25 protein-coding genes are annotated in these 24,641 nt (G+C 73.7%); 6 read left to right on the top strand and 19 right to left on the bottom strand.

The annotated features are described in order from the left end of the window. Nucleotides 1–60: 60 nt before the first annotated feature. The 3 genes from ACWD3O_RS19675 to ACWD3O_RS19665 all read right to left on the bottom strand — a co-directional run bounded on the left by ACWD3O_RS19675 (nt 61) and on the right by ACWD3O_RS19665 (nt 2,259). Nucleotides 61–420, bottom strand: coding sequence for a sugar nucleotide-binding protein (locus ACWD3O_RS19675; RefSeq protein WP_451416734.1), 360 nt, complete (start codon nt 418–420; stop codon nt 61–63). Next, nucleotides 417–770, bottom strand: coding sequence for a VOC family protein (locus ACWD3O_RS19670; protein ID WP_451416733.1), 354 nt, complete (start codon nt 768–770; stop codon nt 417–419). Before ACWD3O_RS19670 ends, ACWD3O_RS19675 begins: the two co-directional genes overlap by 4 nt. Before the next feature lie 97 nt (nt 771–867). Beyond that, nucleotides 868–2,259 carry an MATE family efflux transporter gene (locus tag ACWD3O_RS19665; protein WP_451416732.1) on the bottom strand — a complete coding sequence of 464 codons (1,392 nt, stop codon included), beginning with the start codon at nt 2,257–2,259 and terminating at the stop codon, nt 868–870. 114 nt (nt 2,260–2,373) lie between these two features. Here ACWD3O_RS19665 and ACWD3O_RS19660 point away from each other — a divergent pair, with 114 nt between their 5' ends. Further along, nucleotides 2,374–2,910: a PadR family transcriptional regulator gene (locus ACWD3O_RS19660; RefSeq protein WP_451416731.1), complete on the top strand. Its 537-nt coding sequence runs from the start codon at nt 2,374–2,376 to the stop codon at nt 2,908–2,910. A gap of 297 nt (nt 2,911–3,207) precedes the next feature. Continuing rightward, nucleotides 3,208–3,729: a protein-tyrosine phosphatase family protein gene (locus tag ACWD3O_RS19655; protein WP_451416730.1), complete on the top strand. Its 522-nt coding sequence runs from the start codon at nt 3,208–3,210 to the stop codon at nt 3,727–3,729. On the opposite strand, the gene ACWD3O_RS19650 is transcribed toward ACWD3O_RS19655, so the two are convergent. The 4 genes from ACWD3O_RS19650 to ACWD3O_RS19635 all read right to left on the bottom strand — a co-directional run bounded on the left by ACWD3O_RS19650 (nt 3,710) and on the right by ACWD3O_RS19635 (nt 7,769). Then, the gene (locus tag ACWD3O_RS19650; protein ID WP_451416729.1) at nt 3,710–4,087 is read right to left on the bottom strand and encodes a hypothetical protein; all 378 of its coding nucleotides are present in this window, start codon (nt 4,085–4,087) and stop codon (nt 3,710–3,712) included. The genes ACWD3O_RS19655 and ACWD3O_RS19650 overlap by 20 nt on opposite strands. Nucleotides 4,088–4,213: 126 nt before the next feature. After that, a complete protein-coding gene (locus ACWD3O_RS19645) occupies nt 4,214–5,524 on the bottom strand; it encodes an MFS transporter (protein ID WP_451416728.1) in 1,311 nt (436 codons plus the stop codon). A gap of 75 nt (nt 5,525–5,599) precedes the next feature. After that, nucleotides 5,600–6,637, bottom strand: coding sequence for a PDR/VanB family oxidoreductase (locus ACWD3O_RS19640; RefSeq protein WP_451416727.1), 1,038 nt, complete (start codon nt 6,635–6,637; stop codon nt 5,600–5,602). Between the two features lies 1 nt (nt 6,638). After that, nucleotides 6,639–7,769, bottom strand: a complete 1,131-nt coding sequence (locus ACWD3O_RS19635; protein WP_451416726.1) for an aromatic ring-hydroxylating dioxygenase subunit alpha — start codon at nt 7,767–7,769, stop codon at nt 6,639–6,641. A 108-nt stretch (nt 7,770–7,877) separates the two neighbouring features. On the opposite strand from ACWD3O_RS19635, the gene ACWD3O_RS19630 reads away from it, so the two are divergent. Then, nucleotides 7,878–8,522, top strand: coding sequence for a PadR family transcriptional regulator (locus tag ACWD3O_RS19630; RefSeq protein ID WP_451408804.1), 645 nt, complete (start codon nt 7,878–7,880; stop codon nt 8,520–8,522). Between the two features lie 77 nt (nt 8,523–8,599). Here ACWD3O_RS19630 and ACWD3O_RS19625 read toward each other — a convergent pair whose 3' ends face one another. From ACWD3O_RS19625 to bioB, 5 genes are all read right to left on the bottom strand, one after another. Beyond that, nucleotides 8,600–9,697 (bottom strand): VWA domain-containing protein, encoded by a 1,098-nt coding sequence (locus ACWD3O_RS19625; protein WP_451408803.1) that lies wholly within the window; start codon nt 9,695–9,697, stop codon nt 8,600–8,602. 254 nt (nt 9,698–9,951) lie between these two features. Continuing rightward, nucleotides 9,952–10,608: a GNAT family N-acetyltransferase gene (locus ACWD3O_RS19620; protein WP_451416725.1), complete on the bottom strand. Its 657-nt coding sequence runs from the start codon at nt 10,606–10,608 to the stop codon at nt 9,952–9,954. A gap of 382 nt (nt 10,609–10,990) precedes the next feature. Further along, the gene (gene bioD / locus ACWD3O_RS19615) at nt 10,991–11,737 is read right to left on the bottom strand and encodes a dethiobiotin synthase (RefSeq protein ID WP_451416724.1); all 747 of its coding nucleotides are present in this window, start codon (nt 11,735–11,737) and stop codon (nt 10,991–10,993) included. A 29-nt stretch (nt 11,738–11,766) separates the two neighbouring features. Then, complete coding sequence (locus ACWD3O_RS19610; RefSeq protein WP_451408800.1) at nt 11,767–13,056, bottom strand: adenosylmethionine--8-amino-7-oxononanoate transaminase; 1,290 nt, start codon at nt 13,054–13,056, stop codon at nt 11,767–11,769. Further along, nucleotides 13,049–14,377: a biotin synthase BioB gene (gene bioB / locus ACWD3O_RS19605; protein ID WP_451416723.1), complete on the bottom strand. Its 1,329-nt coding sequence runs from the start codon at nt 14,375–14,377 to the stop codon at nt 13,049–13,051. Before bioB ends, ACWD3O_RS19610 begins: the two co-directional genes overlap by 8 nt. Before the next feature lie 212 nt (nt 14,378–14,589). Between bioB and ACWD3O_RS19600 the strand changes: the two genes are divergently transcribed. From ACWD3O_RS19600 to ACWD3O_RS19590, 3 genes are all read left to right on the top strand, one after another. Further along, entirely contained in the window at nt 14,590–15,750 is a 1,161-nt protein-coding gene (locus ACWD3O_RS19600) for an aminotransferase class I/II-fold pyridoxal phosphate-dependent enzyme (protein WP_451416722.1), read from the top strand. Nucleotides 15,751–15,813: 63 nt separating this feature from the next. Beyond that, the gene (locus ACWD3O_RS19595) at nt 15,814–16,440 is read left to right on the top strand and encodes a flavodoxin family protein (protein ID WP_451408797.1); all 627 of its coding nucleotides are present in this window, start codon (nt 15,814–15,816) and stop codon (nt 16,438–16,440) included. Nucleotides 16,441–16,535: 95 nt separating this feature from the next. Further along, nucleotides 16,536–17,237, top strand: a complete 702-nt coding sequence (locus ACWD3O_RS19590; RefSeq protein ID WP_451416721.1) for a hypothetical protein — start codon at nt 16,536–16,538, stop codon at nt 17,235–17,237. 59 nt (nt 17,238–17,296) lie between these two features. Here ACWD3O_RS19590 and ACWD3O_RS19585 read toward each other — a convergent pair whose 3' ends face one another. The 7 genes from ACWD3O_RS19585 to ACWD3O_RS19555 form a co-directional block, all read right to left on the bottom strand. Beyond that, nucleotides 17,297–17,725: a VOC family protein gene (locus tag ACWD3O_RS19585; RefSeq protein ID WP_451416720.1), complete on the bottom strand. Its 429-nt coding sequence runs from the start codon at nt 17,723–17,725 to the stop codon at nt 17,297–17,299. 38 nt (nt 17,726–17,763) lie between these two features. After that, nucleotides 17,764–18,948 (bottom strand): ARPP-2 domain-containing protein, encoded by a 1,185-nt coding sequence (locus ACWD3O_RS19580; protein ID WP_451416719.1) that lies wholly within the window; start codon nt 18,946–18,948, stop codon nt 17,764–17,766. After that, nucleotides 18,945–20,387 (bottom strand): hypothetical protein, encoded by a 1,443-nt coding sequence (locus tag ACWD3O_RS19575; RefSeq protein WP_451416746.1) that lies wholly within the window; start codon nt 20,385–20,387, stop codon nt 18,945–18,947. Before ACWD3O_RS19575 ends, ACWD3O_RS19580 begins: the two co-directional genes overlap by 4 nt. A gap of 298 nt (nt 20,388–20,685) precedes the next feature. Continuing rightward, a complete protein-coding gene (locus ACWD3O_RS19570) occupies nt 20,686–21,957 on the bottom strand; it encodes an FAD-dependent oxidoreductase (protein ID WP_451416718.1) in 1,272 nt (423 codons plus the stop codon). A 14-nt stretch (nt 21,958–21,971) separates the two neighbouring features. Beyond that, complete coding sequence (locus tag ACWD3O_RS19565) at nt 21,972–22,619, bottom strand: maleylpyruvate isomerase family mycothiol-dependent enzyme (RefSeq protein ID WP_451408791.1); 648 nt, start codon at nt 22,617–22,619, stop codon at nt 21,972–21,974. Then, a complete protein-coding gene (locus ACWD3O_RS19560) occupies nt 22,616–23,440 on the bottom strand; it encodes a fumarylacetoacetate hydrolase family protein (protein WP_451416717.1) in 825 nt (274 codons plus the stop codon). The genes ACWD3O_RS19565 and ACWD3O_RS19560 overlap by 4 nt, the downstream gene beginning before the upstream one ends. Before the next feature lie 2 nt (nt 23,441–23,442). Next, entirely contained in the window at nt 23,443–24,606 is a 1,164-nt protein-coding gene (locus ACWD3O_RS19555) for a cupin domain-containing protein (protein ID WP_451416716.1), read from the bottom strand. Nucleotides 24,607–24,641 lie beyond the last annotated feature (35 nt).

Below are 24,641 nucleotides of genomic sequence, written 5' to 3'. Positions count from 1 at the left end.
AGACGTGCCTCACAACCAGCAGATATCTCACAGTCACACGGACTGATGAGCCCATGTGCCTCACACAACGAGGGCCAGATCAGGACCGCAGATAATCCCGGAGAACACCGCGTCGCTCGAGACGTGCACCAGACGGCACCCCTGCCGGGCGGCCGCCAGCGCCACGTGGACCGCGCCGTCCGCGGTGACCGGCCAGTCGGAGCCGCCGCTGGACGCGTTGATCACCACGGAGGGGGCCGCCTCGGACAGCAGCCGGGTCACGGCCACGGGGTCCCGGAGGTCGAGCCGGTGCCACTCGGCGTCCGCCACGGTTCCCGGCCGGGAGGCGAACGACGCCACCGTCGCGTGTCCGGCCGCGGTCGCCCGGCGGACGAGTTCGGTGCCGAGGAAGCCGCTGCCGCCGATGACCAGGACCGTCACGACGTCGCCCAGACGCCCAGCTCGTTGCCGCTCGGGTCCAGGAAATGGAGCCGGCGGCCACCGGGGAACGCGTAGGGGCCCTCGACCACGGTGCCTCCCGCCGCGGTGATCGCGTCCGCCGTGGCGTCCAGGTCCCGCGAGAACAGCAGGACCAGCGGCCCGGACCGCCCCGGCTCCCGGGACGCGTTCAGTCCTCCCGCCTCGCCCTCGCCGCCGGGGGTCACGATGCCCGCGTAGGCGGGGCCGTAGTCGTTGAACGTCCAGCCGAAGGCGGCCGCGTAGAACGCCTTCGTCGCCGGGAGCTCCGTGACGCCGAGTTCGATGTAGTCGACGGCGTGGTGGGTGGGCATGCGCGAACGTCTCCTCCGGTGTCGGCCACCGCCCAGCATGCACCAGCGCGCAGGGACGCGCGTCGCCTTTCCCCCGTCCCTCGCCTCCGCTTTCGCATCAGGTACCGCGGTGGCCGGGCGGGCAGTCGCCGGGCACGGCGGCGGAGACCTCCGGTGGGCGGCTTCCGGACCCGGCCGCGGCAGGGGCGGGAGTGCGGCGGTACATGCGGGCGACCGCCGCGCACTGCGCGGCCATGGACAGCGCCATCGCCGTGCAGACGCCGGGCAGTCCCGCGCCCGACAGCCCGTAGGCCAGCGCCAGTTGGAGCAGGACACCGCCCGTGGTGATCCGCGCGAGGGCAGGGCTGCCGCCGCTGCCCTCGAACACCCCGCCCAGCGCGATGAAACAGGCGAGCAGCACCAGGTACGGCCCCAGACACCGGAGGTGGAGCGCGCCGGCCTCGGTCACCGCCCCCTCGCCGCCGAAGGCCCGCATGATCCACGGCCCGGCGGCGAGCAGCGCCGCCGCGGCGGTGAGCCCCAGGGCCGCGGCAAGCAGCAGTGCCTGCCGTCCGACGGCCCGCCGCTCGTCGCGTCCGGTGCCCAGCAGATGTGAGGTGCGGATGGCCGCGGCCTGCCGGACCGCGTAGAAGGCCATGGTGGCAACGTACGTCGCCTTCGTCGCGATGCCGTAGGCGGCCACCTCCGTGACGCCGACGCGGGCGACGACCGCCACGAGCGCGAGGGCGCCCGTCATCCGCACCACGAAATCGGCCGACATGGGCAGACCCGTCGCGGCGACCCCACGGGCGTCGGAGACGAGGGAGGCGGATCGGTTCCGTGCCTCGGCCGCCGCCCGACGCAGGACCGTGTCGCGTCGGAGAGCGACCAGTCCGCAGGCGAGCGCAGCGGTGCGGCCCAGCACGGTGGCGATCGCGGCGCCACGGACGCCGAGGCCCGACCCGTGGATGAGCAGGGGATCGAGCACGAGGATCAGGCCGTTGGCCAGCAGGGCGAGCCTCATCGGGGTGCGGGTGTCACCGGCGCCTTTGAGGATGCCGTCGACGACGTTGGTCGCGAAGAACACCGCGATGCCCGGCAGGGCGATGGAGAAGTAGCCGACGGCCAGAGCCTGTGAGCCACCCCCGCCGTCGCCGCCGAGCACCAGTCGTGCGAGGGGCTCGCGGCACAGGAAGCCGCCCACGGCGACGACCGGCGTGACGATCGCCCACAGCGTCCAGCCGCCGCGCACGGCCGAGCGGACCGCTGACGGGTCGTCCGCGCCCCTGGCCCGCGCGACGAGCACGGTCGTGCCCGAACCGGCGACCAGGACGACGCCGAGCAGCAGGTTCTCCAGATTGGTCGCGACGGCCACCGCTGCAACCGCCTCCCCGCCGAGCCTCGCCACCCAGACCATGTTGATGATCCCTGCGGCGACACCCGCCAGGAGCTCGAAGTAGACCGGATACGCGAGCAACACCAGCTCACGCCGATGCTCTCTCTCCCCCATACGCTGCTCCCCTCCATCGCTGTACCTCGAAAAGAGGTACAGCGGAAAGAGGTAGCATGTGGGAGGGAGAGGGGCAACCGTCCCGGACAGCCGCAGGAAGGAGTCCGGCCGCCCATGCTGGAACTGTCGATTCTGGGTTTCCTCCACGAGGAGCCCCTGCACGGATACGAGTTGAAGGCCCGGATCCAGGGCCTCAGCGGCCACATCCGCCCGGTGAGTGACGGCGCGCTCTACCCGGCCATCACCCGCCTGGTGAAAGCGGGCCTGGTCGAGCGGCGCACCGAACCGGGAGCCGCCGCGGCACCCCGGCGGATCCTCACCCTCACCGAGGCGGGACGCGTCGACCTGCGGGACCGGCTCCGGCACCCCAAGGACGCCGACATCACCGACGGCCAGCGCTTCTTCACACTGCTCGCGTTCCTGCGGCACCTGCCCGACCGGTCGGAACAGGCCGCCGTCCTCCGCCGCCGCAAAACCTTCCTCGACGTCCCGGCGAGCTTCTTCTACCGCGACGGAAAGCCGGTGCGCGCCGAGCAGGAGCCGGATCTCTTCCGGCAGGGCATGCTGCGCATCGCCCGCGCCACGGGCACGGAGGAGAAGCGGTGGCTGACCGAGGCGATCACGACCCTGGAGACGGATCCGGCACCCTGAGCCCGGGCGCGCTCGAGCGTCGACGCCTTCACCGTCCGGTGGTACGTTGCCGAACAGGCGCCGGCGGATCATGCCGCCGGGACCGCCTTCACGCTCCGCGGGAGCCTGGGCCTGTCCATCGGGCGGCCCGTCACCGCCGAGAGCCGCCCTGAGGGACCGCGAGCCCGGTCACACGGTTGAGGCCGGTCCCCGCGCCGCCGCGTTCACACGCCACGGGCCCGCTCGGAGCCGTCGTCACCCTCATGCACGTGCACGACCTCCCGCACGTTCACGCCGCGTCATCCGAGGAGTTCCGTCATGCGTCCCTCCCTGCACACCGTCGAGCTGCCCGGCCTCGGGCCGCTGAGCACCATGGCCAAGCCCCGCGGCGGGGACTGGCTCGACGACGAGATGAGCGCCCTGCGCCGGGCCGGTGTCGACGTGCTGGTGTGCGCGCTGACCCGGCACGAGCGGGACGAGCTCGGTCTCGCCGGGGAGGGCGAGGCCGCCGAGGCGGCGGGGCTGCGGTTCGTCGCGGTGCCCATCCCCGACTGCGCCGTTCCGGAGGCCGCGACGGTCCTGCCGGTGCTGCGTGCCCTGGCCGCACGGCTGCGCGAGGGGGCGCACGTGGCCACCCACTGCCGTTTCGGCATCGGGCGGGCGTCGCTCCTCGCCGCCTCGCTGCTCGTCCTGAACGGCGTCGACCCCGAGGTCGCCTGGCGGCGGATCGAGGAGGCACGGGGACGCGCCGTTCCCGACACGCCGGAGCAGCGGGCGTGGACGGAGCGGCTGCGGGAGAGGCCGAGGCACCTGGACGGCGTCACCCCACGACCGTGGTGAAGCACGGCCAGCCGTCGAGTTGCACGTCCTGGTGGGGCGGCGCCGCACGCAGCGCGGGCGTCGCGGCGTCGAGCAGGCGCCGGACGGTGCCCGGCTCGTAGAGGTTGAGCCACTGCCGGTCCGGGAGCCTGATCACCGTGCCGGACTCGAAGTAGCAGTGGGAGATGACGCCGGTCGGGGTCGGGGCGAAGACCAGCGACAACCGGCGGCGGCGGTCCGGGCCGCCCGCCGCGGCGGGGGCGAAGAGGGTGAGGACCGTCCGGCAGTCGTCGTAGGCCGGCCGCACGCGCTGGCGGACGGTCCAGTGCCAGACGGCTCCGTCCACCACGAGGCGGCGCAGGCGGCGGTCGTTCTTCACCGGGCCACGGTAGGACACCGGTCGCGGGAGCGGGTAAGGGTTTGTGGCGGAACCCCGTGCCCGCCCCCGCCCCCGCCCCCGCCCTCGCGGGGCGGGGGCGGGGGTGGAATGCCGGGCGGACGTAGGTCAGACCGCGGCGGGCTCCTTGACCGCGGCGGCACCGGGCGCGGACTCGGGGTCGTGCCGGCGCAGGGCGACCAGGAAGAGGGAACAGAGGCCGACGACCAGGGCCGCGCCGACGTAGAGCTGCGTGGCGGTGGCGCCCGCGTCCTTGAGCAGGCCGGCGACGGTCGGGGAGAAGATCGCGCCGATGCGGCCCATGCCGAGGGCCCACCCCATGCCCACGCTGCGCACGTTGGCCGGGTAGAGCGGCGGACCGACCGTGTACGCGCCCGCGATGCAGCCGTTGATCAGGGCGCCGACGACCACGCCGACGGCGAAGCCGAGCCACAGCGTCGAGGTGCTGACGATGAACGCGATCATCATGGCGGCGGAGAGGAGGGAGAAGCCGATGAGCACCACGCGCGGCGTGCGGACCCGGGCGGCGACGCCGTAGAGGACGGAGCCGACCGTGCCGCCGATGGAGATCGCCATGCCCGCGGTCACCGCCGCGCCTTCGGACAGCCCCTCCTCCACCAGCAGCGTGGGCGTCCAACTGTTGACGAAGTAGAAGCCGAACATGATGGTGACGAAGGTCAGCCAGAGCAGGACCGTCGGGGCCAGCAGCTGCTTGAGCCAGCCCGAGGCGGCCCCCTCGGTGCTCTCGCGGGCGGTGGCCGCCCGGTCCAGCTCGGCCTCCGTGACGGCCTCCATGCGCATCCGCGCCAGGGTCCGGTTGATCCGCTCCAGCGCGCCGGCGGGGCGGCGCTGCTCCAGGAAGGCGACCGACTCGGGCAGGACGACGGCGATGACGATCAGGGCGAGCAGGGTGCCGAAGCCGCCCGCGTAGAAGACGATGCGCCAGTCGCCGCCCACGGTGGCCTTCGCGACCAGGCTCGCCGCGGTGGCGCCGAGGCCGTACCCGGCGGTGTAGATGCCGATGGCCAGGCCGCGGTTCCTGGCGTTGGAGAACTCGCTGGCGATCACGTTGGTGCTGGCGAGGATGCCGCCGACACCGATGCCGGTCACCAGGCGGAAGACGCCCATCACCGTCACGGACGGGGCCATCGCCGCGCCGAACATGCCGACGGTGCCGAGGGCGAGGCTGATGAGGATCAGCGGGCGGCGGCCGAGGAGGTCGGCGAAGGGCGCGAGCAGCATCGAGCCGATCGCCATCCCGATCAGGCCGACGGAGACCAGCAGGCCGAACTCCGAGCCGCTGAGCCCGAACTCCTCGGTGACCGAGGGCCCGGTGAAGGCGACGGCCATCACGTCGAAGCCGTCCAGGCAGTTCATGAAGGTGCACAGCGCGACGATCAGCCATTGGTAGCCGCTCATCGGTGTCTGCGATATGCGTGCAGCGATGTTCATGGGTGTCCAGGTGGTGAGGGATCCGTGCGGGTGGGGCCCGGGTCAGGTGAGGTGGAGGGTGAGGACGGCGGGACCGTCCGGGGCGCCGCCGCGGGCCACCGCGCGGGAGACGCAGAGGCAGAGCCGGTCGGAGCGTTCCTTCTGCGCCTCGCTCAGGAAGACGTCGCGGTGGTCGACGGTGCCGGTGGACCCGGTCACCTTCGCCAGGCACAGTCCGCACTCGCCCTTGCGGCAGTCCGACAGCGTCTCGACGCCGGCCGCCTCCAGGGCGTCGAGGATCGACGTGTCGCGGGCGACGGTGATCTCCCGGCCGAACTGGGGCAGACGCACCAGGAACTCCTCGGCCGGGTGCCCGCCGCTGGAGCCGAACGTCTCGAAGCGGAGGTTGGTGGCGGGCAGGCCGTGCCCGGCCCAGCTCCGCGCCATGGCGTTCATCAGCCCGATCGGGCCGCACATGTAGAGCTCGGTGCTCCCGGCGGCGGGCGCCCCGGCGATGCCGGCGACGAGGTCGTCGACCACCAGGCGGCTGCCCTCGTCGTCGACGTGCACCCGCAGGCGGTCGCCGTGCTCGGCGGCCAGCTCGTCCAGGAAGGCCATCACCGCACGGCTCCGGCCGACGAACACCAGTTCGTAGTCGGCGCCGCGCCGGCGCAGCGTCGAGGCCATCGCGGCCAGCGCCGTGATGCCGATGCCGCCGGCGACCAGCACGTACCGGCCGGCGCCGACCGCGAGCGGGAAGTTCTGCAGGGGACCGGTGACGGTCAGCTCGTCCCCGGCCCGCAGCCGGTGCATCGCCGCCGAGCCGCCGCGCGAGGCGGGGGAGAGCTGCACCCCGAGCGTCAGCCGGCGGCCACCGTCCTCGGAGCGCACCACGGAATAGGAGCGCGTCACGGGGTGGGAGCGCGTCGCGGAGTCTGAGCGCACCCCGGCGGCGTCCCCGATCTCGACGTCGACGTGGGTGCCGGGCGCGGCGTGCTCGGGATGCTCGGGCGCCAGGACGATCCGGTGGACGCCGACGGCGGCGTCGGAGACCTCGACCACCCGGGCCCGCTGCCGTCGCGCACGGGTCTGGACCGCCATGTCAGACCCCCCGGCCCGCGACGGGCACGGCGGGCACGGCGGAGGGGCGTCCCTCGGCCGCGAGCATGCGCTCGAGGATCTGGCGCACCCACATGCCACCGGCGTCGATGTTGAGGCTGTAGAACTCGTGGTCCGGGTTGGCGTCGATGGCGCGCTGCTGTGCCCGCAGCATGTCCTCGTCCTCGCCGAAGACCCCGTGCACCGCCTGCCGCAGCTGGGTGGTGATCGTCTGGCTGTCCAGGCGGTAGTTGCGCATGAACGCCCAGAAGTAGTGGCTGGTGCGGTCGGTCTCGGGGGTGATCGTGTTCATCACGAACCCGTTGACGCCCTGGCTGCGGTCGCCCTCGGGCGCGCCGGTGCCCGCCTTCGCCACGCCGACGTCGATGCAGATGGTGCCCGGCGCCTCGAAGGTGATGATCTGCCAGCGGTCGACCTTGCCGGAGAAGCCCGGGAACTTGTCCCGCATGTTCTTCAGCCAGAACGGCGGCGCGTCGATGTCGCGCATCCACCGGGTGACGGTCACCGTGCGGCCCTGGTGCGCGACCTCGAACTCGGCCTCGGACAGTTCCTCCTGGCCGATGCTCGAGGAGTGCACGAACTCCTCGTGGGTGAGGTCCATGAGGTTGTCCAGGACCAGCTGGTAGTTGCACTCGGCGTGGATGGTCTCGCCGTCGCCCGCCCACTCCGGGTGGTCCATCCGGTGCATGTCCGGCACGGTCGTCGGATCGGCCAGGTCGGGATCGCCGACCCACACCCACACGTACCGGTGACGCTCGACGACGGGGTAGGAGGGGACCACCGCGCTGGGGTTGATCGTCTCCTGCGCGGGCATGCCGGTGCAGCGGCCGGTCGAGTTGTACCGCAGGCCGTGGTACGGGCACTGCAGCTCGTCGCCGAGGATCGTGCCCTTCGACAGGGGCGCCAGACGGTGCCAGCAGGCGTCGGCGAGGGCGACCACACGGCTCTCCGTGGTGCGCCACAGCGCCAGCGGCACGCCGGCGACCGTCCGGGCCAGCGGCTGCCGGCCGGTGACCTCGTGGTCCCAGGCGGCGACGTACCAGGCGTTGCGGGGGTAGTTGAAGATCTTCGCCGCCGCGGTGGCCGGGGGCGCGGCGGAGGTGGGAGAAGACATGAGACTCCCTATGGAGAGAGGTATGTGTTGTGCGGGTCACAAACTAGCTATGCCCATAGGGAGTGGCAAGAGTGTGTACCTTGATCAGTCCGGAAAGGGGGAAGTGCCTTGTCGCTGCGCTACGCGCTGATCGCGCTGCTCACCGGTCGTCCGATGACCGGGTACGACATCTCGAAGAGCTTCAGCCGCTCGGTGGCCCATGTCTGGCACGCCCCGGACTCGCAGATCTATCCCGAGCTCAACCGGATGGAGCGGGACGGCCTGCTCACCTCGGTCGAGGTGCCCTGGGGCCGCAAGGGGACGAAGAAGGAGTACCACGTCACCGAGGCGGGCCTCGCGGACTTCCAGGAGTGGATGGGGTCACCGCTGACGCCGCAGCGGCAGCGCGACCCGGCCTACCTGAAGGCGGCCTACTTCGACTTCGCCGAACCGCGGGCGGTACGGGAGCAGCTCGGGCAGCAGCAGGCCTACTGGGAGGAGCAGCTGAGCATGCTCGAGGCCACCCGGGCCGCGCTGGTCGACCGCAGCCACCCCACCCTGGCCGCGCGGCTGGCCCAGCTGACCGAGCGCGAGGCGGAACTCGCCGTGCGGTTCAAGGTCTACGCCTACGACGGGCTCATCGCCCGCGCCCGCACCGAACTGGCGTGGATCGCCGAGGGGTTCCAGCTGGTCGACGACCTGTACAAGGGCCTGCGCGGGGACATGAGCAGAGCCCTGTACGACGACCTGTACGACTACCCGCCCGGGGACTGACGCGCGGTCACGCAGGAGCCGCCGCCCCGGAGTACAGCCCTTCGGAGCGGCGGCTCGGCCACGCGGCAGGCGGCGGGTTAGAGCAGGACCAGCAGTTTGGTGCCGGTGACCAGCTTGCGGTTGACCGAGGTGGACTGGACGAAGATCGTGTACGCCTCGTTGTGGCCGGGCGTGACGGTGACCTCGGTCTCCGGGAGGCCCAGGAGCCGGCGGGCGGCCGGGCCGGTGAAGACCTTGCCGGTCATCCTTCCGGTGACCGGGTCCTTCTCCGCCACGGCGATCTTCTTGCCGGCCTGGATCTTCTCCCGCTTGGAGAGCTCGTAGAAGGCGCATCCGGTCGTGTACGGGTGCCCGGTCCGGGTGACGAAGTCGCGGATCGCGGACTGCTGGTCCACGGGTATGAGCACGTACTTGCCCGCGTCCAGCGCCTGCAGGGTGGACGTCACCGCGGCCGTGCTGAGGTCCTGGCCCATCGCGAACAGGTTCCTGGTGCCGCGGACGCCCTGCTCACGGTCCCGGAGGAACCGGGTGGCGGCCGACTTGACCGTGCCGATGGCCTCCTCGACGCCCTGTGCCGAGTCCGCGTCCCAGATCGAGATGTTGCCCGTGGGGAACCCGTACTGCTGGGCGGTGCGCTTGGCCAGGGAGTTGGGGACCATGATGGCCGAGGTCCAGTGGTCCGGCAGGCTGTTCAGCTTCTCGGCGATCCTGGCCCGCCACCCCTCCAGCACGGCGCGGCCGTCGGGCAGGTGGTCGTGGCGCGACCCCGTCGTGTCGGCGCCCGAGGCGTTCTCCTCGCCGTCGGTGACGACGACCTGGAGGAAGCTGTGCTCGCCGTACTCCTCCCAGATGTGGCCGAGGTCGTCGAGCGCCTTCACCGATGCCTGGATCAGCGCCGTCGCGCCGTTCTCGACGGTGTACAGGCCGCGCATGGACGGCAGGTGCTTGACGTCCATGTCCCAGACGAGGTTCTCGACCAGGTGGTCGAAGGCGTAGAGGCTGATCCGGGTCTCGTGGCCGAGACGGTCCGACTCCTCCGCGAGCCCCTTCACGAACTCGTCCACGACGCGTATGAGTTGGTCCGAGTGGCCCTGCATGGACCCGGACTTGTCGATGACGAGGGCCACGTGGTTCACCAGGTGCTTCTTCAGCCGGGCCTTTGCCGTCGTGCTCATCGCGTCGATTCCCTTCGGTTCGTCCCCCGCGACCCGGAAAAGGGCATGAGGGGGCACGGTGGGTGGAGGAGGAGGCATGGCCAGTCGCCGTACAGCTGCCACCGGGATCGCGTGTCCCGGCGTGGACCCGTCCCGCGTCCAGCTGATGTCCTCACCTTAGGGACCGGCACCGACAACGCCGCCCGGCGTCGCGACGACGCGGCGGCGGTGGTCGCGCGGCGCGCGCCGGAGGGTCCCGGCACGCGCCGACGCGGTCAGCGGGGGGAGGCGTCGCCGCCGGTGCGGGCGGTGGGGCGGCCCAGGTACCAGACGGGGCCGTCGTCGGGGACCGCCAGTTCCTCGAAGCCCATGCGGTCGTAGAAGGCGCGTGCCCGGGTGTTGGCACGGGACATGCACAGGTGGACCTGGTCGACGCCGGACTTGTGGAGGGCGTCGAGGAAGGCCTCCATCAGGGCGCGGCCCAGGCCGAGGCCCTGGTGGGTGGGCAGCAGGTCGATGTGCAAGTGGGCCGGGAACGGGTCGAGTTGCGGCCGGACCATGCGTTCCGGGTTGTGCAGCAGGGCGGCCATCACCTCGTCGGGGGTCGGCTCGCCGCCGTCGGCCGCCGGTGGCGGCGGATAGGCCTCGGCGGCCCCGGGGAGCCAGTCGTCGCGGAACCACCGGGCGAAAGCGGCGGTGTCGGCGGTGCCGAGGATGTAGCCGACCGCCTCGCCGGCGCCGTCGTCGACGACGAACGACAGCTCCGGCTCCCGGTCCACGTACGGGTAGGCGAAGAGCGTCGGGAGTATCGCCGGGTCGGTGTAGTGCGGAGTGGCGTCGCCTCCGTCGTGGGCGGTGAGCACGCAGACGCGGCCCACCGCCGGACGGTCGGAGGGGCGGTAGGGGCGCACGAACGGAGCGGATGTCGTCATGGGACCGGATGATGGCACGGGGCCGCGCCCTCGGGACATGGCCCCACACGCCCCGCCCGCGAGTTCCGCCACCCCGTCCAGAGCGATCCTGCCGGAGCCGGAGCCGGAGCCGGAGCCGGAGCCGGAGCCGGAGCCGGAGTGGGCGCCCGAGCCTCAGCCCGCGCCGAAGCCGCAGCCCGAGCCCGAGCCGGAGCCGGGGCCGCAGCCCGGGCCGGAGCGGCAGCGGAGTTGAGGGGTGCGGTATGGCTCCGGGTGCCTGTTCTCGGCCGCGCGCCGTCCGTTCCCGCCCCTCGCGCGTGTCGACCCGCCCCGGGGGCACGCCCCCCCCGCGCGGGGGCGGGGCACACTCCGGCGTGGGTGGACGCGCGCCCCCGCGGCCAGCTCAGCCCGGGAGCGCGTCCGCCGTCGCCCCGTGGGCCGCCACGAACGCCGAGGGGTCCCAGCGGCCCCCCAGGCGGGGGGACAGCCATTCCGCGGCGGTCTCGCGGAAGAGCAGGGGGACCAGCGCCCCCGCGCCCTCCGGGACCGCGCCCAGCAGCGGTGCTCCCGCCACGCGGGGAAGGTCGGCCAGGTTGCAGCGGGCCGCCAGGTCCGGGTGGCGCGGCCAGCTCCCGACGACGACCCCGAGCTGCTCCAGCCCCCGCGACCGCAACGCCTCCGCGGTCAGCGCCGCCGTGTTGAGCGTGCCCAGTCCCGCGGGCGCCACGATCAGGACGGGAGCCCGCAGCAGCACCGCGGCGTCGGCCAGGGTGGCCTCCCGCTCGTCCAGGCGGACCAGCAGCCCGCCCGCGCCCTCCACCAGCACCAGGTCGTGGTCGGCGGACAACCGCTCGACGGCGTCCGCGATCTGCGGCGGCCTGACCGGAGGCAGCCCCGCCCGCCGCGAGGCGGTCGCCGGCGCCAACGGGTCCGGATACCGCCCCAGTTCGACGGTGGTCACGGCACCGGGCTCCCCGGCCAGGCGGGCGGCCTCGGCGGCGTCGCCGGCCTCGTCCGCCGCCAGCCCGGTCTGGGCCGGCTTGAGCACCGCGACCGACCGGCCGGCCGCCACCGCCAGCGCGGCCACGGCCGCGGTCACCACGGTCTTGCCGATCTCGGTTCCCGTGCCCGATACGACGATCACTGACATGTCGTTCCTCTTGTTCCTGCCTCGCCGGCTCAGCCCGCCGCGGCCGCCGCGCACACCGCGCGGCAGATCCGGGCCAGGTCCTCGTCATCGGTGACGTACGGCGGCATCACGTACACCAGGTCGCGGAAGGGCCGCAGCCAGACCCCCTCGCGCACCGCCGCGGCGGTGGCCGCCGCCATGTCGACGGGGTGGTCCAGCTGGACCACCCCGATGGCGCCCAGCACCCGGACGTCCGCCACCCCCGCGCACTCCCGGGCGGGCGCGAGCCCGTCGCGCAGGCCCGCCTCCAGGCGCTTGACCTCCTGCCGCCAGTCCTGCCCGAGCAGCAGGTCCACGGAGGCGCGGGCGACCGCGGCGGCCAGCGGGTTGCCCATGAAGGTGGGGCCGTGGGCCAGGACGGGCACCTCGCCGCGCGAGATGCCCTCCGCCACCCGCGTGGTGCACAAGGTCGCCGCCATCGTCAGGTAGCCGCCGGTCAGCGCCTTGCCCAGGCACATCACGTCCGGGGCGACGGCGGCGTGGTCGGCCGCGAACAGCTCGCCGGTGCGGCCGAAGCCCGTGGCGATCTCGTCGAACACCAGCAGCACGTCGTGCGCGTCACACGCCTCGCGCAGCACCCGGAGGTACTCGGGGGAGTGGAAGCGCATGCCGCCGGCGCCCTGCACCACCGGCTCGACCACCACGGCCGCGGTCTCGTCGGCGTGCGCGGCGATCAGGTCGGTCAGGCGCCGGGCGTACGCCTCGTCCCACGCGGCTGGCGGCGGGTCCGCGAAGACCTGGCGGGGCAGGACGCCCTGCCAGAGCTCGTGCATCCCGCCCTCCGGGTCGCACACCGACATGGGCTGCCAGGTGTCCCCGTGGTAGCCGCCGCGCCAGGTCAGCAGCCGCCGCTTGCCGGGCCTGCCCAGCGAACGCCAGTACTGCAGGCACATCTTGAACGCCACTTCGACCGAGACGGAGCCCGAGTCGGCGAGGAAGACGTGCCGCAGCGGTTCGGGGGTGATCTCCACCAGACGGGCGGCCAGCCGCACCGCCGGTTCATGGGTGAGGCCGCCGAACATGACGTGGCTCATCCGGCCGAGCTGCGCGGTCGCGGCCTCGTTGAGCACGGGGTGGTTGTAGCCGTGCACCGCGGACCACCAGGACGACATGCCGTCGATCAACTCGCGCCGCCCGTACGCCTCCTGGGCGAGGCGCAGCCGGACCCCGGACGCGGACTCCACGAGCAGCGGCTCCGCGCGGCCCGGCATGGGCCCGTACGGGTGCCACACGTGCGCCCGGTCCAGGGACAGCAGCGCCTCGGGGCCGAGCTCAGGCATTGGGCGCGACGTCCGTTCCCGCGCCGCGGCGGCGCACGGCGACCAGGTCGGTCCGCGGGGACGTGGCGGGGGCCGGGACGCCCGTGCCCCGGCCGCCGCTCCCCGGTTCCTTCCGGCCCTCGCTCCCCGGCTCCTCCCGGCCGCCGGCCGCCGCGGACCCGCCGCACGCGGCCGCGGACCCGCTGCTCGTCGCCGCGGACCCGCCCGACGCCGCCGCGCCGCTGCCGCACGCCGCCGCGCCCCCGTCGCACGCCGACGCCTCGTGGCCGCAGCCGTCGGACTCCTGGCCGCACACCGCGCCGCGGCCCGCGCGCCCGGCGCGGTGCTCGGGCAGGGTGCGCGTGTCCGTGCCCTCGACCTCGAACCCGGCGTCGGCGATCATCTCCAGGTCGGCCCGGCCCGCCTGGCCCTCGCTGGTCAGGTAGTCGCCCAGGAAGATGGAGTTGGCCAGGTGCAGGGCCAGCGGCTGCAGCGTCCGCAGGTGCACCTCGCGGCCGCCCGCGAGCCGCACCTCGACGTCCGGGCAGACGAACCGCACCATCGCCAGGATCCGCAGCGCCCGCTGCGGGGTGAGGTTCCACTCCTCGGCCAGCGGCGTGCCCTCGAAGGGGATCAGGAAATTCACCGGCACCGAGTCGGGGTCCAGGGCGCGCAGCGCGAAGACCACGTCCACCAGGTCCTCGTCGCTCTCGCCCATCCCGGCGATCAGGCCGGAACAGGCCGACAGGCCCGCGCCGTGCGCCTTCTCCACGGTGTCGACGCGGTCCGCGTAGGTGTGCGTCGTGGTGATGTCGCCGTAGGTGCTCTCGGAGGTGTTCAGGTTGTGGTTGTACGCGTCGGCGCCCGCCTCGCGGAGCCGCTCCGCCTGCCCGTCGCCGAGCAGTCCCAGGCAGGCGCAGACCTCCACGCCCTCGTTCTGCTCCTTGACCGCCTCGATCGTCCGCGACACGCGGTCGACGTCCCGGTCGGTGGGCCCGCGGCCGCTCGCCACCAGGCACACCCGCTTCGCGCCGCCGGCCACACCGGCCGCGGCCGCCGCGGCCGCCTCCTCCGGCTTGAGCCAGGTGTACTTGAGGATCTCCGCCTTGGAGCCCAGCCGCTGGGAGCAGTAGGAGCAGTCCTCCGGGCAGAGACCGGACTTGAGGTTGACCAGGTAGTTGAGCTTCACCCGGCGGCCGAACCAGTGGCGGCGCACCCGGCCCGCCGCGGCCACCACATCGAGCAGATCGTCGTCGGAGGTCGCCAGTACGGCGAGGGCTTCTTCACGGGTCGGCGGCTCACGTCGGAGCCCCTTCTCCACCAGAGCGTCGAGCAGGTCCATGGCCTTGATCCTTGCCCACGCGGAGGGCTGGGCAAAGGAGGAAACGGCCAACAAGAGGCCGCGGCACGTGTGTGGATGACCACAGTTCGTGACCGGCCGACTGCGGCTAGGGTCGGTCCGTCGAGCGGGCACCCGCCCGGCCGGAACCACCGATCCGCCGAACCGCGCAACCACCGAACCACCGAACCACCAGGACAAGGACCGCACCGCCCATGCCGCTGGCCCGCCAGGACCCCTTCGACTGGATCGACGAGGAAGCACGTCGACGTGAACTGGGCGGCCTGGTGCGGTCCTTGCGCCCCCGTGAGGCCGACGAGGGCCCGCTGGACCTCGCGGGCAACGACTACCTCGGCCTCACCCGCCACCCCGCGGTGACCGCCGCGGCCGGCGCCGCGGCGGCCCGCTGGGGAGCGGGGGCGACGGGCTCCCGGCTGGTCACCGGCACGACCGCCCTCCACGCCGAATTCGAACGCGAACTCGCCCGGTTCTGCGGCTTCGAGGCCGCCCTGGTGCTGTCCTCCGGCTACGCGGCCAACCTGGCCGCGCTCACCGCGCTGGGCGGCGACCGCGGCGGCCTGGTCGTCTCGGACGCCGCCAACCACGCCTCCATCGTGGACGGTTGCCGGCTCGCCCGCGCCGAGACCGCCGTGGTGCCGCACGCCGACCCGGAGGCCGTCCGCAAGACCCTCGCCGCCCACCCGGGCCGACGCGCCCTGGTCGTCACCGACTCCGTCTTCTCCGTCGACGGCGACGCGGCCCCGCTGGCCGGGCTGGCCGCCGCCTGCCGGGAGGCGGGAGCCGCGCTCCTCGTCGACGACGCCCACGGGCTGGGCGTCCTGGGCGACGGGGGACGGGGAGCGCCGCACGCCGCCGGACTGGCCGGCGCGCCCGACGTCGTGGCGACGGTGACCCTGTCCAAGTCGCTGGGCAGCCAGGGCGGCGCCGTCCTGGGCCCCGCCCGGGTGATCGCCCACCTGGTGAACACCGCCCGCACGTTCATCTTCGACACCGGCCTCGCCCCGGCCGCCGTCGGCGCGGCCCTCGCCGCCCTGCGGCTCCTGCGGGGCGAACCCGGCCGGGCGGCGCGGGCACGGGAGGTGGCGGCCATGCTCCACGCGGACCTCACGGCGGCGGGCCTGCGGGTGAGCCACCCGGACGCCGCGGTGGTCTCGGTGCGGGCGCCGTCGCCCGACGCGGCCGTCCGCTGGGCCGCCGACTGCCGCGCGGCCGGACTCCAGGTGGGCTGCTTCCGCCCGCCGTCCGTCCCCGACGGCGTCTCCCGGCTGCGCCTCACCGCCCGCGCCGACCTCACCGACCGCCAGGTCCGCACCGCGGTCCGCACCGTCCTCGCGACAGCGCCGCCCACCGCCTGACCTGCGCGGCGTCCGCCCATAGCCAGCGTCGGAAATAATTGCGTCAGCAAGGAAGTTGACGTCATGACCGATCCGACCCAGCTATGCCCGGGAGTGCCTGTGAACCGCTCGTTCCTCTTCCTGCTCGGCAGTGCCCGTGAGGGCGGCAACACCGAGACGCTGGCCCGCGCCGCGGCGGAACAGCTGCCCGGTGACGTCGACCAGCGGTGGCTGGACCTGACCCGGCTGCCGCTCGCCCCCTACGTCGACGCCCGCCACACCGGCGAGCCCTGGCCGGAGGCCGGGGGCGTGGAGGCGGAGCACGAGGCGCTGCTGCGCGATGCCACCCTCGCCGCCACCGACATCGTGCTCGTCACCCCGCTGTACTGGTACTCGGTCTCCACCTCCACCAAGGCGTACCTGGACCACTGGGCCAAGTGGCTCACCCTCCCCGAGCTCGACTTCCGGCGGCGCATGGCCGGCCGCACCCTGTGGGGCGTGACGGTGATGGGGGACCGGGAGGAGGGTGTCGCCGAGCCGCTGCGGCTCATGCTGGGCAACAGCGCCGCGTACCTGAAGATGCGGTACGGGGGCGTCCTGCTCGGCAACGGTTCGGCCCCCGGCCAGGTGCTCGACGACGAACGGGCGCTGACCCGCGCCAAGACCTTCTTCGCGCAGGAGGCCCCGCTCGCCCGCTCCACCGCGGAGTAGGGCGGCCCGGGCGGGAACCGCGGCCCCCCGGGCGTTCGTCCTCTCTCTTCGAGGCGAGGAACCGGCCTGGGGGCCGCGGGTCCGACGGGGGCGCCATGCAGATCATCGAGATCACCGGGATCGCCGTCCGGTCGGCAGTGATCAGGATGCGGCACGCACGGACACCGCTGGAGTTCGTGCTCCTCCCGATGCTGCACGTGGCGTCGCCGGACTTCTACGCGCAGGTGCGCCGCAGGCTGGCGGAGTGCGACCTGGTGGTGCTGGAAGGGGTCACGGGCCGGCCCGGCCCGGTGAGCGCCCTGACCCTGGCCTACCGGTTCGCCCCGCTGCGGCGGAGCAACGGCCTGGTGCCGCAGACCGACGCACGGGTGCTGCCGGACGGCGTCCCCGTCCTGCGTCCCGACGTCACCGCGGCCGAGGTCGTCGAGGACCTGGAGGCCGTGTCGCGGTGGGCCTACTGGAGCCTGCTCGTCCTGGCGCCGCTGTTCGGCCTGGTCTTCGCGCTGCGCGGCCCGCGCGCCTTCCTCGACCGGGACCTGGAGGTCGACGACCTGCCGCCGACGGCGCGCGCGGAGGCCCTGGCCGACGATCCGGTCCTCGACGCCCTGACCGACCGGCGGGACCGGCGTCTGCTGGCGGCGCTCGGGGAGATCCACGCGGAGCGGCGCGAGGAGCCGCTCCGCGTGGCCGTCGTCTACGGAGCGCGCCACGTCCCGGCGATCGCGACCGGGCTCGGCGAGCTCTACGGGTACCGGGCGCGCGAGGCCGAGTGGGTCACGGCGATCGTCCTCGACTGACCCCCGGGCCGCGGTGGAGTTCGCCCCGGGACGCCGAGGGCCCGCGGCACGGGAACCCGTCAGTCGAGGCAGAACTCGTTGCCCTCGATGTCCCGCATCACGATGCACGCGTCGTGGCCGTCGTACAGGAGCCGCTCGCGCACCGCGCCCAGCGGGAGCAGCCGTGCGCACTCCGCCTCGAGGGCGGCCAGGCGCTCCTCCCCGACGAGGCCGGTGGCGACCCGGACGTCGAGGTGGACGCGGTTCTTCACGGTCTTCCCCTCGGGGACCCGCTGGAAGAACAGCCGCGGGCCCGCACCCGAGGAGTCGACGCAGGCGCACCACGCGCCGTCCTTCCCGGGAGGCCGGGAGGAGTTGAACGCCTCCCACGTGGCGAACCCGGTGGGCGGCGGGGCGACGACGTACCCCAGCACCTCGCACCAGAAGCGGGCGAGCCGCTCGGGCTCCGCGCAGTCGAAGGTGACCTGGAACTGTTTGACCGAAGGCATCGCCGCACCCTAGCAGGGGAGTTGGAGCCCGCCGGAGGTCAGGCGGACACTCCTCGGCCGCCCTGGTGCCGTCGGCGGCCCTGGTCGCGTCGCTGTCGCCGGTGGCGGTCGAGGACGTCCTGGCGCAGCAGGTTCCCGAAGCCGGCGTTCTCCAGACGCAGTCCCAACTGCGCCTCGTCCAGGCCCATGCCGGCCGCGGTGTCGCCGAGGTGCCAGTCGTGGGCGGCGAGGCGGTCGAGCAGGTGACCGCGGCGCACCTGGCTCTCCGAGAGGCGGAACGTCTTGAGGTAGACGATCCTGCCCCGGTCGTCCGTGACGGCCTCCCCGATGTGGTTCTCGTGGCGGGGCCGGAACGGCGGCAGGAAGCGGGCGAGGGTGAAGCGCCCCAGCCGGTACGCCGTCTGCCAGGTGTACGACCCCGCAAGGAGCCCGGCGGCCATCGTCGAGTCGTGGAACCGGGCCCAGGCGTCCTCCTGTTCGGCGGCGGCCGCGCGCAGGTCCGCGAGCGTGCGGATGCCGGTGTCCGGGACCCGGGCCCGGAAGTCCGGCACGGCGGGCATCAACGTCGCGTAGTGGTGCACGAGTTCGCCGTACAGGTCCTGCAGCAGCGTCGCGTGCAGGGCGCGGTAGTCGTCCGGGTGCGGGACCACGAACGCGGCGGCCAGGGCGTCGGCCGCGTACAGCAGGACACCGCACTGGCCCGGGTGGATCTCGAACACCCGCAGCGCCTCGGCGAGTCCGGTCACCGCGGCCCCCGTGTAGGCCTCCTCCGCCCGGGGGGACAGGCCCCGGCGGACCGCCTGCTGCGACCACTCCTCCCAGGCGACGGACGGGCCGCCGAAGTGCAGCGCGAGGTACCCCTCCAGCGCCAGGTGCAGGGGCAGGAACCGCAGCCGGTCCTTGGCCTCGCGGTGGACCATCCGGCGGTGGATCCGCAGCGGCACGGTGGCCGCCGGGACGGAGTCGGGCTCGGCGGACAGTCCGGTGCCGTAGGCGGCGGCCGGGGAGCCGTCCCGGGTCCAGGTGGCGACGAGGCCGTGCGGCACGTACGACACATAGCTCCGGCGGCGCCCGAGTCCCACCACGCCGACGGAGTCGCCGTACGCGCGAGGGCTGAGGCGGAGGTCGTCGACCGGTTCGTCGCGGACCAGCGGCACCAGGCGGACGGCACCCCACACCTGGGCGGGGCGGGTGCGCAGGCCGGTGAGGTCGAGGGCGGTCACGGTGTGTCCTCGGGCGAGGGGCCGGCGCCCGTGAGGCTGGCCGCGCGGGCGTCCAGGTAGGCGGTGAGTTCGGCCAGACCGGTGCGGCCCTCGGCGAACTGGGCGATCTCGACCAGCGCCGGAAGGTCCTCGGCGTCCCGGATGCCCGCGGTGGGCACCGTGGGGGAGAGCCGGCGCACGTCGAAACCGCTCGCGTCGTACACGGGGTTGAGGTGCACGACGCTGGTGCGGCGGGACGGGTCGAGCCGGGTCCGCCAGACCCGCAGCACCTCGGCGGCCAGACCGGGCGGCGCGTTGTCCCAGCCGTCGGAGACGACGACCAGCCGCGACGGGCCGGTGTCCAGGGCGTCGAGGACGCGCCGGCCGAGCGGTGTCGGCCCGAACGGGTGGACCAGCAGGGCGTCCTCACGGCCCGAGGTCCACAGCGCGGTGTAGTCCTCGGCCAGGGCGGCGAGCAGGTGGTGCGCGGCCAGGGCCACGGCCAGCGGGCGGCGCCGCTTCTCGCCCGAGCCGGAGGCGGAGAAGCTGTCGTCGAGGACGGCGGTGACCTTCCCCCAGCTTCCCCGCCGGGGACCGACCACCCGCCCGGCCGCCGCCGCGAGGGCGCCGGTCAGCTCGGCACGCCGGTGCGCGCGCTCCTCCAGCGGCAGCGCGAGCACGTACGACGCGAGCCGGGTCAGCGGCATCCGGGACAGGTCGGTGCGCACCGCGTCGGCGCCGTGGCGGCGGGCGGACTCCTGCAGTCGCAGGGTCTCGGCGCGGGTCAGGCGCGGCGCGATGCGCTCCAGGAAGACCTCGCGGGGAATGCCGTGGCGCGCGGCGAACCCCTGGGCGGCCGTGTACGGGAGGTCGTACAGCGCGCTCTTGTCGTGGTGGGCGCGGCGCCAGGTCTCCAGGACCGGCGTCGCGTAGCGCGGGCGGGACGCCGGCTTGAACAGGAAGTCGCCCAGTTCCCCGCCCGGCGGCAGCAGATGGGCGTGGCGCAGGGCCCGCTTGAGGGCGCCACGGTACTTCACGGCGTCGAAGGCGAGGTCCGGCCGGGCGGTCAGCCAGTCGCGCACCACGGCGCGGGTACGGCGGTTGTTGACCCGCGCCCGGCGCAGCGTGTCGAACAGCCGGTACACCCGCTGCGGCGGCATGGCCGCCAGCCGCGCCGCGATCAGACGGCCCTCGCGGCGCCGCTGCCCGGCGGTCGCCTCGCCGGTGGTCTCCAGCAGCCGGTGGACGACGATCGCCGCGTTGTGGTCGTTGATGTCGAGGGCGAGCACGCCCGCGTACAGGTCGCGGTAGTTGCCCAGCATGTAGGCGTGGAGGAAGTCGAGCGACAGCGTCTGCGCGCCCGCGGAGGAGTGGAACTCGCGCTGGCCGGTGGCGGTGATCGCCGCGTTGACGAAGAGCAGCACGTCGTCGGCCGCGACGAGATCGCCGATCGACTCCACCGTGCGCACCCCCGGATGTCCTTCCGCCGTCCCGCCGCGAGGGCGGCGGGTGCCGGCCGGGGAATGGGGGCACGAGCAGCGAATCTGTGCTTCAAAGGCAAGTCCCGGAAGTCGCGCCGGAGTCCCGCGGCCGGCAGCAGGACCGTAACAGAGCGGGGGAGGGCGGCTCCACCGGTATATCCGGAGGTCAGGCCGGGGGCAGTCCGGGGCGAAGCCTGGGGGGAGGCCGGTGGAAGACGGGGGGAGAGGCCCGCGCCCCTGGGCCGGGGTGCGGGCCTCCGTGCGGGCGGGCCTCCGGTCAGGCGGTCGGTGCCGCCGCCGCGGCCCCGGTGCCGAGGGACACCGAGGACAGGGGAATCGGGGTGAACATCTCCGGTTCCTGGTCCGGGGTCAGCGCCGTCGGACCGTACAGCCAGTCGGTGAAGGAGTAGTCGTACGTGTCCCGCGCCCGCAGCACCGCGTTGCGCCGCTCGCGCCCGTCGCCGTCGAGGTGCCACAGCTCGCCCCAGACGCGCGAGGTGGACAGCACGCGGCGGCAGTGCTCCGGGCGGACCGCCTCGTAGGCGGCCAGCGCGGCGTCCCAGTCGACCGTGCCGTCCTCGGCCCTGTTGCGGCCGACGTGCTCGCCGAGCACCCAGCCGTCCTCGATCGCCATGATCGCGCCCTGCGCGATGTACTGCAGCGGCGGGTGCGCCGAGTCGCCCAGCAGTGCGATGCGGCCGTGCACCCAGGTCATGATCGGGTCGCGGTCGAACATGCGCCACCACTTCTCGCGCCACATGAAGGGCAGGCCCTCCCGGACGAAGTCGCAGGTCTCGGCGAAGGCCGCGTCCAGCTCGTCCGGGGTGCCCCAGTCCTCCTGGCCCGCGAGGGCCTTGGGGGACTCGAAGACGGCGACCTGGTTGAGCAGCTTGCCGCCACGCAGGCCGTAGTGGACGAAGTGGCACCGCGGGCCGACGTGGAGCGCGACCTCGCTGAGGTCGGTGCCCTGGACCCGCGGTTCCTCGGCGGGCACGGTGCCGCGGTAGGCGACGTACGCGGAGGAGACCGGCTCGTCGTCGACCAGCAGCCTGCGGGCGACGGAGTGCAGGCCGTCGGCCGCGATGACCAGGCCGGCCTCGTGGGTCCCGCCCGAGGCGAGGGTGACGCGCGCGCCGCCACCGGTGTTCTCGTACGCGGTCACCCGGGCGTCGTTGACCAGCTCGACGCCCGCCCGCTCGCAGGCGCGCAGCAGCAGCCCGTGCAGGTCGCTGCGGTGGATCACCAGGTACGGGTAGCCGTACCGCTTCTCGAGGTCGCGCAGGTCGAGCCGGGTGAGCTCCGCGCCGTCGACCGCGTCGCGCATCACCATCGAGTCCGGCACCACGCCGAGACCCTGGGCCTCGTCGAGCAGTCCGTAGTCGTCGAGGATGCGCGTGCAGTTGGGGGCGAGCTGGATGCCGGCGCCGACCTCGCCGAAGGCGGGGGCGCTCTCCAGCAGGCGGACCCTCAGGCCCTGGCGGCTCAGCGAGAACGCCGCGCCCAGGCCGCCGATGCCGCCGCCGACGACGATGACGTCAGGGTTGGACATGAACTCTCAACTCCTCAGAGCCACGGGCCGAGCTCGGGAGCGTCGGCGAGGGTGTGGGGCCGGCCGGCCAGCCAGGCGGCGACCTCGGGCAGCGGACCGTCCGGCAGTCGGCCGTCGGACAGGGCGGACGGCCCGCGCCGGGCGGCGATCTCGTCGACCAGGGCGGTCAGGAAGCCCGCCGGCAGGTCGGAGAAGGAGACACCGGTGCCGAAGTCGGCGGCGTGAACGCAGACTTCGCGCGCCCGCATCCAGGGCAGCTCGGTGGCGGGCACGGTGCGGCCCTGGGCGGTGACGACCTTGCCGCGCCACTGCTCCTCGGTGAGTGCGTCCAGGCCCTGGGCCAGCTTCACCGCGGAGGCGCGCAGCCAGGCGCGCAGCTCCTCGGCGGACATGACAGGGCCCTTGGCGATGCCCGCGGCCCGCTCCTCGGGAGAGGCGTACATCGGCGTCTCGTCGCCGGTGGCCGCCCAGCGCACCAGGTTGCCGAGCGCGTCCGCGTTGGCGGCGACGTGCGCGGCCAGGTGCTTGCGGGTCCAGCCCGGCAGCAGGCTGTCCGCGTCGAACTCGGCCTCGCCGATCTCCGCGACGGCGCCCAGCACCAGCTCGGTGCCCACGCGCGCCCACTCCCGGGCGTCGGCGAGGGTACGGGGGGCGCCGGTCATCCCTCGACCACCGTGTTCACGCAGGCGCCCAGGCCGGAGATCTCGGTGGTCACCGAGTCGCCCGGCAGCAGGAACACCTTGGGGTCGCGGGCGTTGCCCACCCCGGCGGGGGTGCCGGTGGCGATGATGTCGCCCGGCTTCAGGGTGATGACGGTGGAGATGTACCGCACCAGGAAGACCGGGTCGAACAGCAGCGTGCCGGTGTCGTCCTGCTGCATCACCCGCCCGTCGACGACCGTCCGCACCTCGAGCGCCGGGCGGACGCCGCCGACCTCGTCGGGGGTGACGACGTAGGGGCCGACCGGGGTGGTGGCCTCCCAGATCTTGCCCTGGGTCCACTCGATGGTGCGGAACTGCCAGTCGCGCACCGAGATGTCGTTCATGACCGTGAAGCCGGCGATGGCCTCGGCGGCCTCCTGCTCGTCGGCGCGGCGCACCGACCTGCCGATGACGACGGCGAGTTCGACCTCCCAGTCGAAGGCGTCGGTCTCGGCGGGCCTGACGATGTCGTCGTGGGCGCCGATCAGGGTCTCGGCGAACTTCGGGAAGAGGGTGGGGTGTGCGGGGAGGTCCCGGCCCATCTCCTTGATGTGGTTGGTGTAGTTGTGGCCCACACAGACCACCTTGGAGGGGTGGGGGACGACCGGCGCGAAGTCGGCGCCGTCCACCGGGTAGGTCGTGCCGGAGGCGGCGGCCTTCTCCCGCCAGCCGTCCTCGGCGAACAGCTCGCCGAGGTCGGCGTACCCGAGGTCGACGAGGACGTCGCCGTCGAGACGGACCGCGCGGTGGCCGGCGGGGGTGCGGAGGGTGGCGAGCTTCATGGTCAGGCGTCCTTACGGGTGCGGTTGAGCTGGAGGGCTTCGAAGACGGGGGAGTCGGAGAAGCGGAAGAGGTCGAGGGCGCCCTCGTCGGAGTCGGTCGTGCCGGCCTCGGACCTCACGGAGAACGGCTCCCAGGACGGGACGGCGAACAGGTCGCCGCGGGTGACCGTCCAGGACCTCCCGCCGACGGTCACCACGCCGGAGCCGTCGAAGACCTGGTAGACCGACGAGCCGGTCTCGCGCACCGGCGCGGTCTCGGCGCCGCGGACCACCCGGTGGAACTCGGCGCGGACGGTCGGCAGGACGTCCGAGCCGTCGTGCGGGTTGGCGTAGCGGACCGCGGCGTGGCCGGGCTCCACCGTGCCGCCGAAGCCCTCCTTCTCCAGCAGCAGCTGGTCCTTGAGGGCGGCGTCGGTGTACTCCCACTTGTACGACAGCAGTGGGCTGCCCGGGGCGGCGGGAGCGGCCGACAGCGGGCGTAGACCCGGGTGGGCCCACAGGCGCTCGGAACGCGACCGCTCCGGGGTGGTCCGCTCGGCCTCGCCGATCTCGTCCCGGCCGAACTCGAAGAACTGCGCCTCGGTGACGTACTGGAACGGGATGTCCAGACCGTCGATCCAGGCCATCGGCTCCGAGGAGGCGTTGTGGTGGGCGTGCCAGTTCCAGCCGGCCTGCGGGAGGAAGTCGCCGCGGTTCATGGGCACGGCGTCGCCACCGACGACCGTCCACACCCCGGAGCCCTCGACGACGAAGCGGAAGGCGTGCTGGGTGTGGCGGTGCTCGGGGGCGTCCTCGCCCGGCATCAGGTACTGCACGGCCGCCCACAGGGTCGGCGTGGCGAACGGCCGGCCGCCGAGGGACGGGTTGGCGAGCGCGATCGCCCGGCGCTCACCGCCGCGGCCGACCGGCACCAGGTCACCCGCCCGGGAGGCCAGCTCCCGCAGCCGCTCCCAGCGCCACACGTGCGGGACGGCCCGCGAGCGGGGGTGGGCCGGCATCAGGTCGCCGATCTCGGTCCACAGCGGGACCAGCAGTTCCCGCTCGAAGCCCCGGTACAGCTCTTCGAGGGCGGGCGTGACCTCGGGCTGCCCGTCGCCGTCGACGGCCTGCAGCCGGACCGGCGAATCCGTGGAGACGTCCCGAGGGACGGAGGAGGTGGTCGTCATGCGGCTCAGCGTGCAACGGCCCACCCTGAAGAACA

The sequence above is a fragment of the Streptomyces sp. NPDC002640 genome (assembly GCF_053592575.1).
This window is presented reverse-complemented; position numbering and strand designations above follow the sequence as displayed.

What these genes read in the sequence shown, in the direction of transcription:
- ACWD3O_RS19670 (WP_451416733.1), bottom strand. Translation starts at nt 770, where the DNA reads ATGCCCACCCACCACGCCGTCGACTACATCGAACTCGGCGTCACGGAG.
- ACWD3O_RS19665 (WP_451416732.1), bottom strand. Translation starts at nt 2,259, where the DNA reads ATGGGGGAGAGAGAGCATCGGCGTGAGCTGGTGTTGCTCGCGTATCCG.
- ACWD3O_RS19660 (WP_451416731.1), top strand. Translation starts at nt 2,374, where the DNA reads ATGCTGGAACTGTCGATTCTGGGTTTCCTCCACGAGGAGCCCCTGCAC.
- ACWD3O_RS19655 (WP_451416730.1), top strand. Translation starts at nt 3,208, where the DNA reads ATGCGTCCCTCCCTGCACACCGTCGAGCTGCCCGGCCTCGGGCCGCTG.
- ACWD3O_RS19645 (WP_451416728.1), bottom strand. Translation starts at nt 5,524, where the DNA reads ATGAGCGGCTACCAATGGCTGATCGTCGCGCTGTGCACCTTCATGAAC.
- ACWD3O_RS19640 (WP_451416727.1), bottom strand. Translation starts at nt 6,637, where the DNA reads ATGGCGGTCCAGACCCGTGCGCGACGGCAGCGGGCCCGGGTGGTCGAG.
- ACWD3O_RS19635 (WP_451416726.1), bottom strand. Translation starts at nt 7,769, where the DNA reads ATGTCTTCTCCCACCTCCGCCGCGCCCCCGGCCACCGCGGCGGCGAAG.
- ACWD3O_RS19625 (WP_451408803.1), bottom strand. Translation starts at nt 9,697, where the DNA reads ATGAGCACGACGGCAAAGGCCCGGCTGAAGAAGCACCTGGTGAACCAC.
- ACWD3O_RS19620 (WP_451416725.1), bottom strand. Translation starts at nt 10,608, where the DNA reads ATGACGACATCCGCTCCGTTCGTGCGCCCCTACCGCCCCTCCGACCGT.
- bioD (WP_451416724.1), bottom strand. Translation starts at nt 11,737, where the DNA reads ATGTCAGTGATCGTCGTATCGGGCACGGGAACCGAGATCGGCAAGACC.
- ACWD3O_RS19610 (WP_451408800.1), bottom strand. Translation starts at nt 13,056, where the DNA reads ATGCCTGAGCTCGGCCCCGAGGCGCTGCTGTCCCTGGACCGGGCGCAC.
- bioB (WP_451416723.1), bottom strand. Translation starts at nt 14,377, where the DNA reads ATGGACCTGCTCGACGCTCTGGTGGAGAAGGGGCTCCGACGTGAGCCG.
- ACWD3O_RS19600 (WP_451416722.1), top strand. Translation starts at nt 14,590, where the DNA reads ATGCCGCTGGCCCGCCAGGACCCCTTCGACTGGATCGACGAGGAAGCA.
- ACWD3O_RS19595 (WP_451408797.1), top strand. Translation starts at nt 15,814, where the DNA reads ATGACCGATCCGACCCAGCTATGCCCGGGAGTGCCTGTGAACCGCTCG.
- ACWD3O_RS19590 (WP_451416721.1), top strand. Translation starts at nt 16,536, where the DNA reads ATGCAGATCATCGAGATCACCGGGATCGCCGTCCGGTCGGCAGTGATC.
- ACWD3O_RS19585 (WP_451416720.1), bottom strand. Translation starts at nt 17,725, where the DNA reads ATGCCTTCGGTCAAACAGTTCCAGGTCACCTTCGACTGCGCGGAGCCC.
- ACWD3O_RS19570 (WP_451416718.1), bottom strand. Translation starts at nt 21,957, where the DNA reads ATGTCCAACCCTGACGTCATCGTCGTCGGCGGCGGCATCGGCGGCCTG.
- ACWD3O_RS19565 (WP_451408791.1), bottom strand. Translation starts at nt 22,619, where the DNA reads ATGACCGGCGCCCCCCGTACCCTCGCCGACGCCCGGGAGTGGGCGCGC.
- ACWD3O_RS19560 (WP_451416717.1), bottom strand. Translation starts at nt 23,440, where the DNA reads ATGAAGCTCGCCACCCTCCGCACCCCCGCCGGCCACCGCGCGGTCCGT.
- ACWD3O_RS19555 (WP_451416716.1), bottom strand. Translation starts at nt 24,606, where the DNA reads ATGACGACCACCTCCTCCGTCCCTCGGGACGTCTCCACGGATTCGCCG.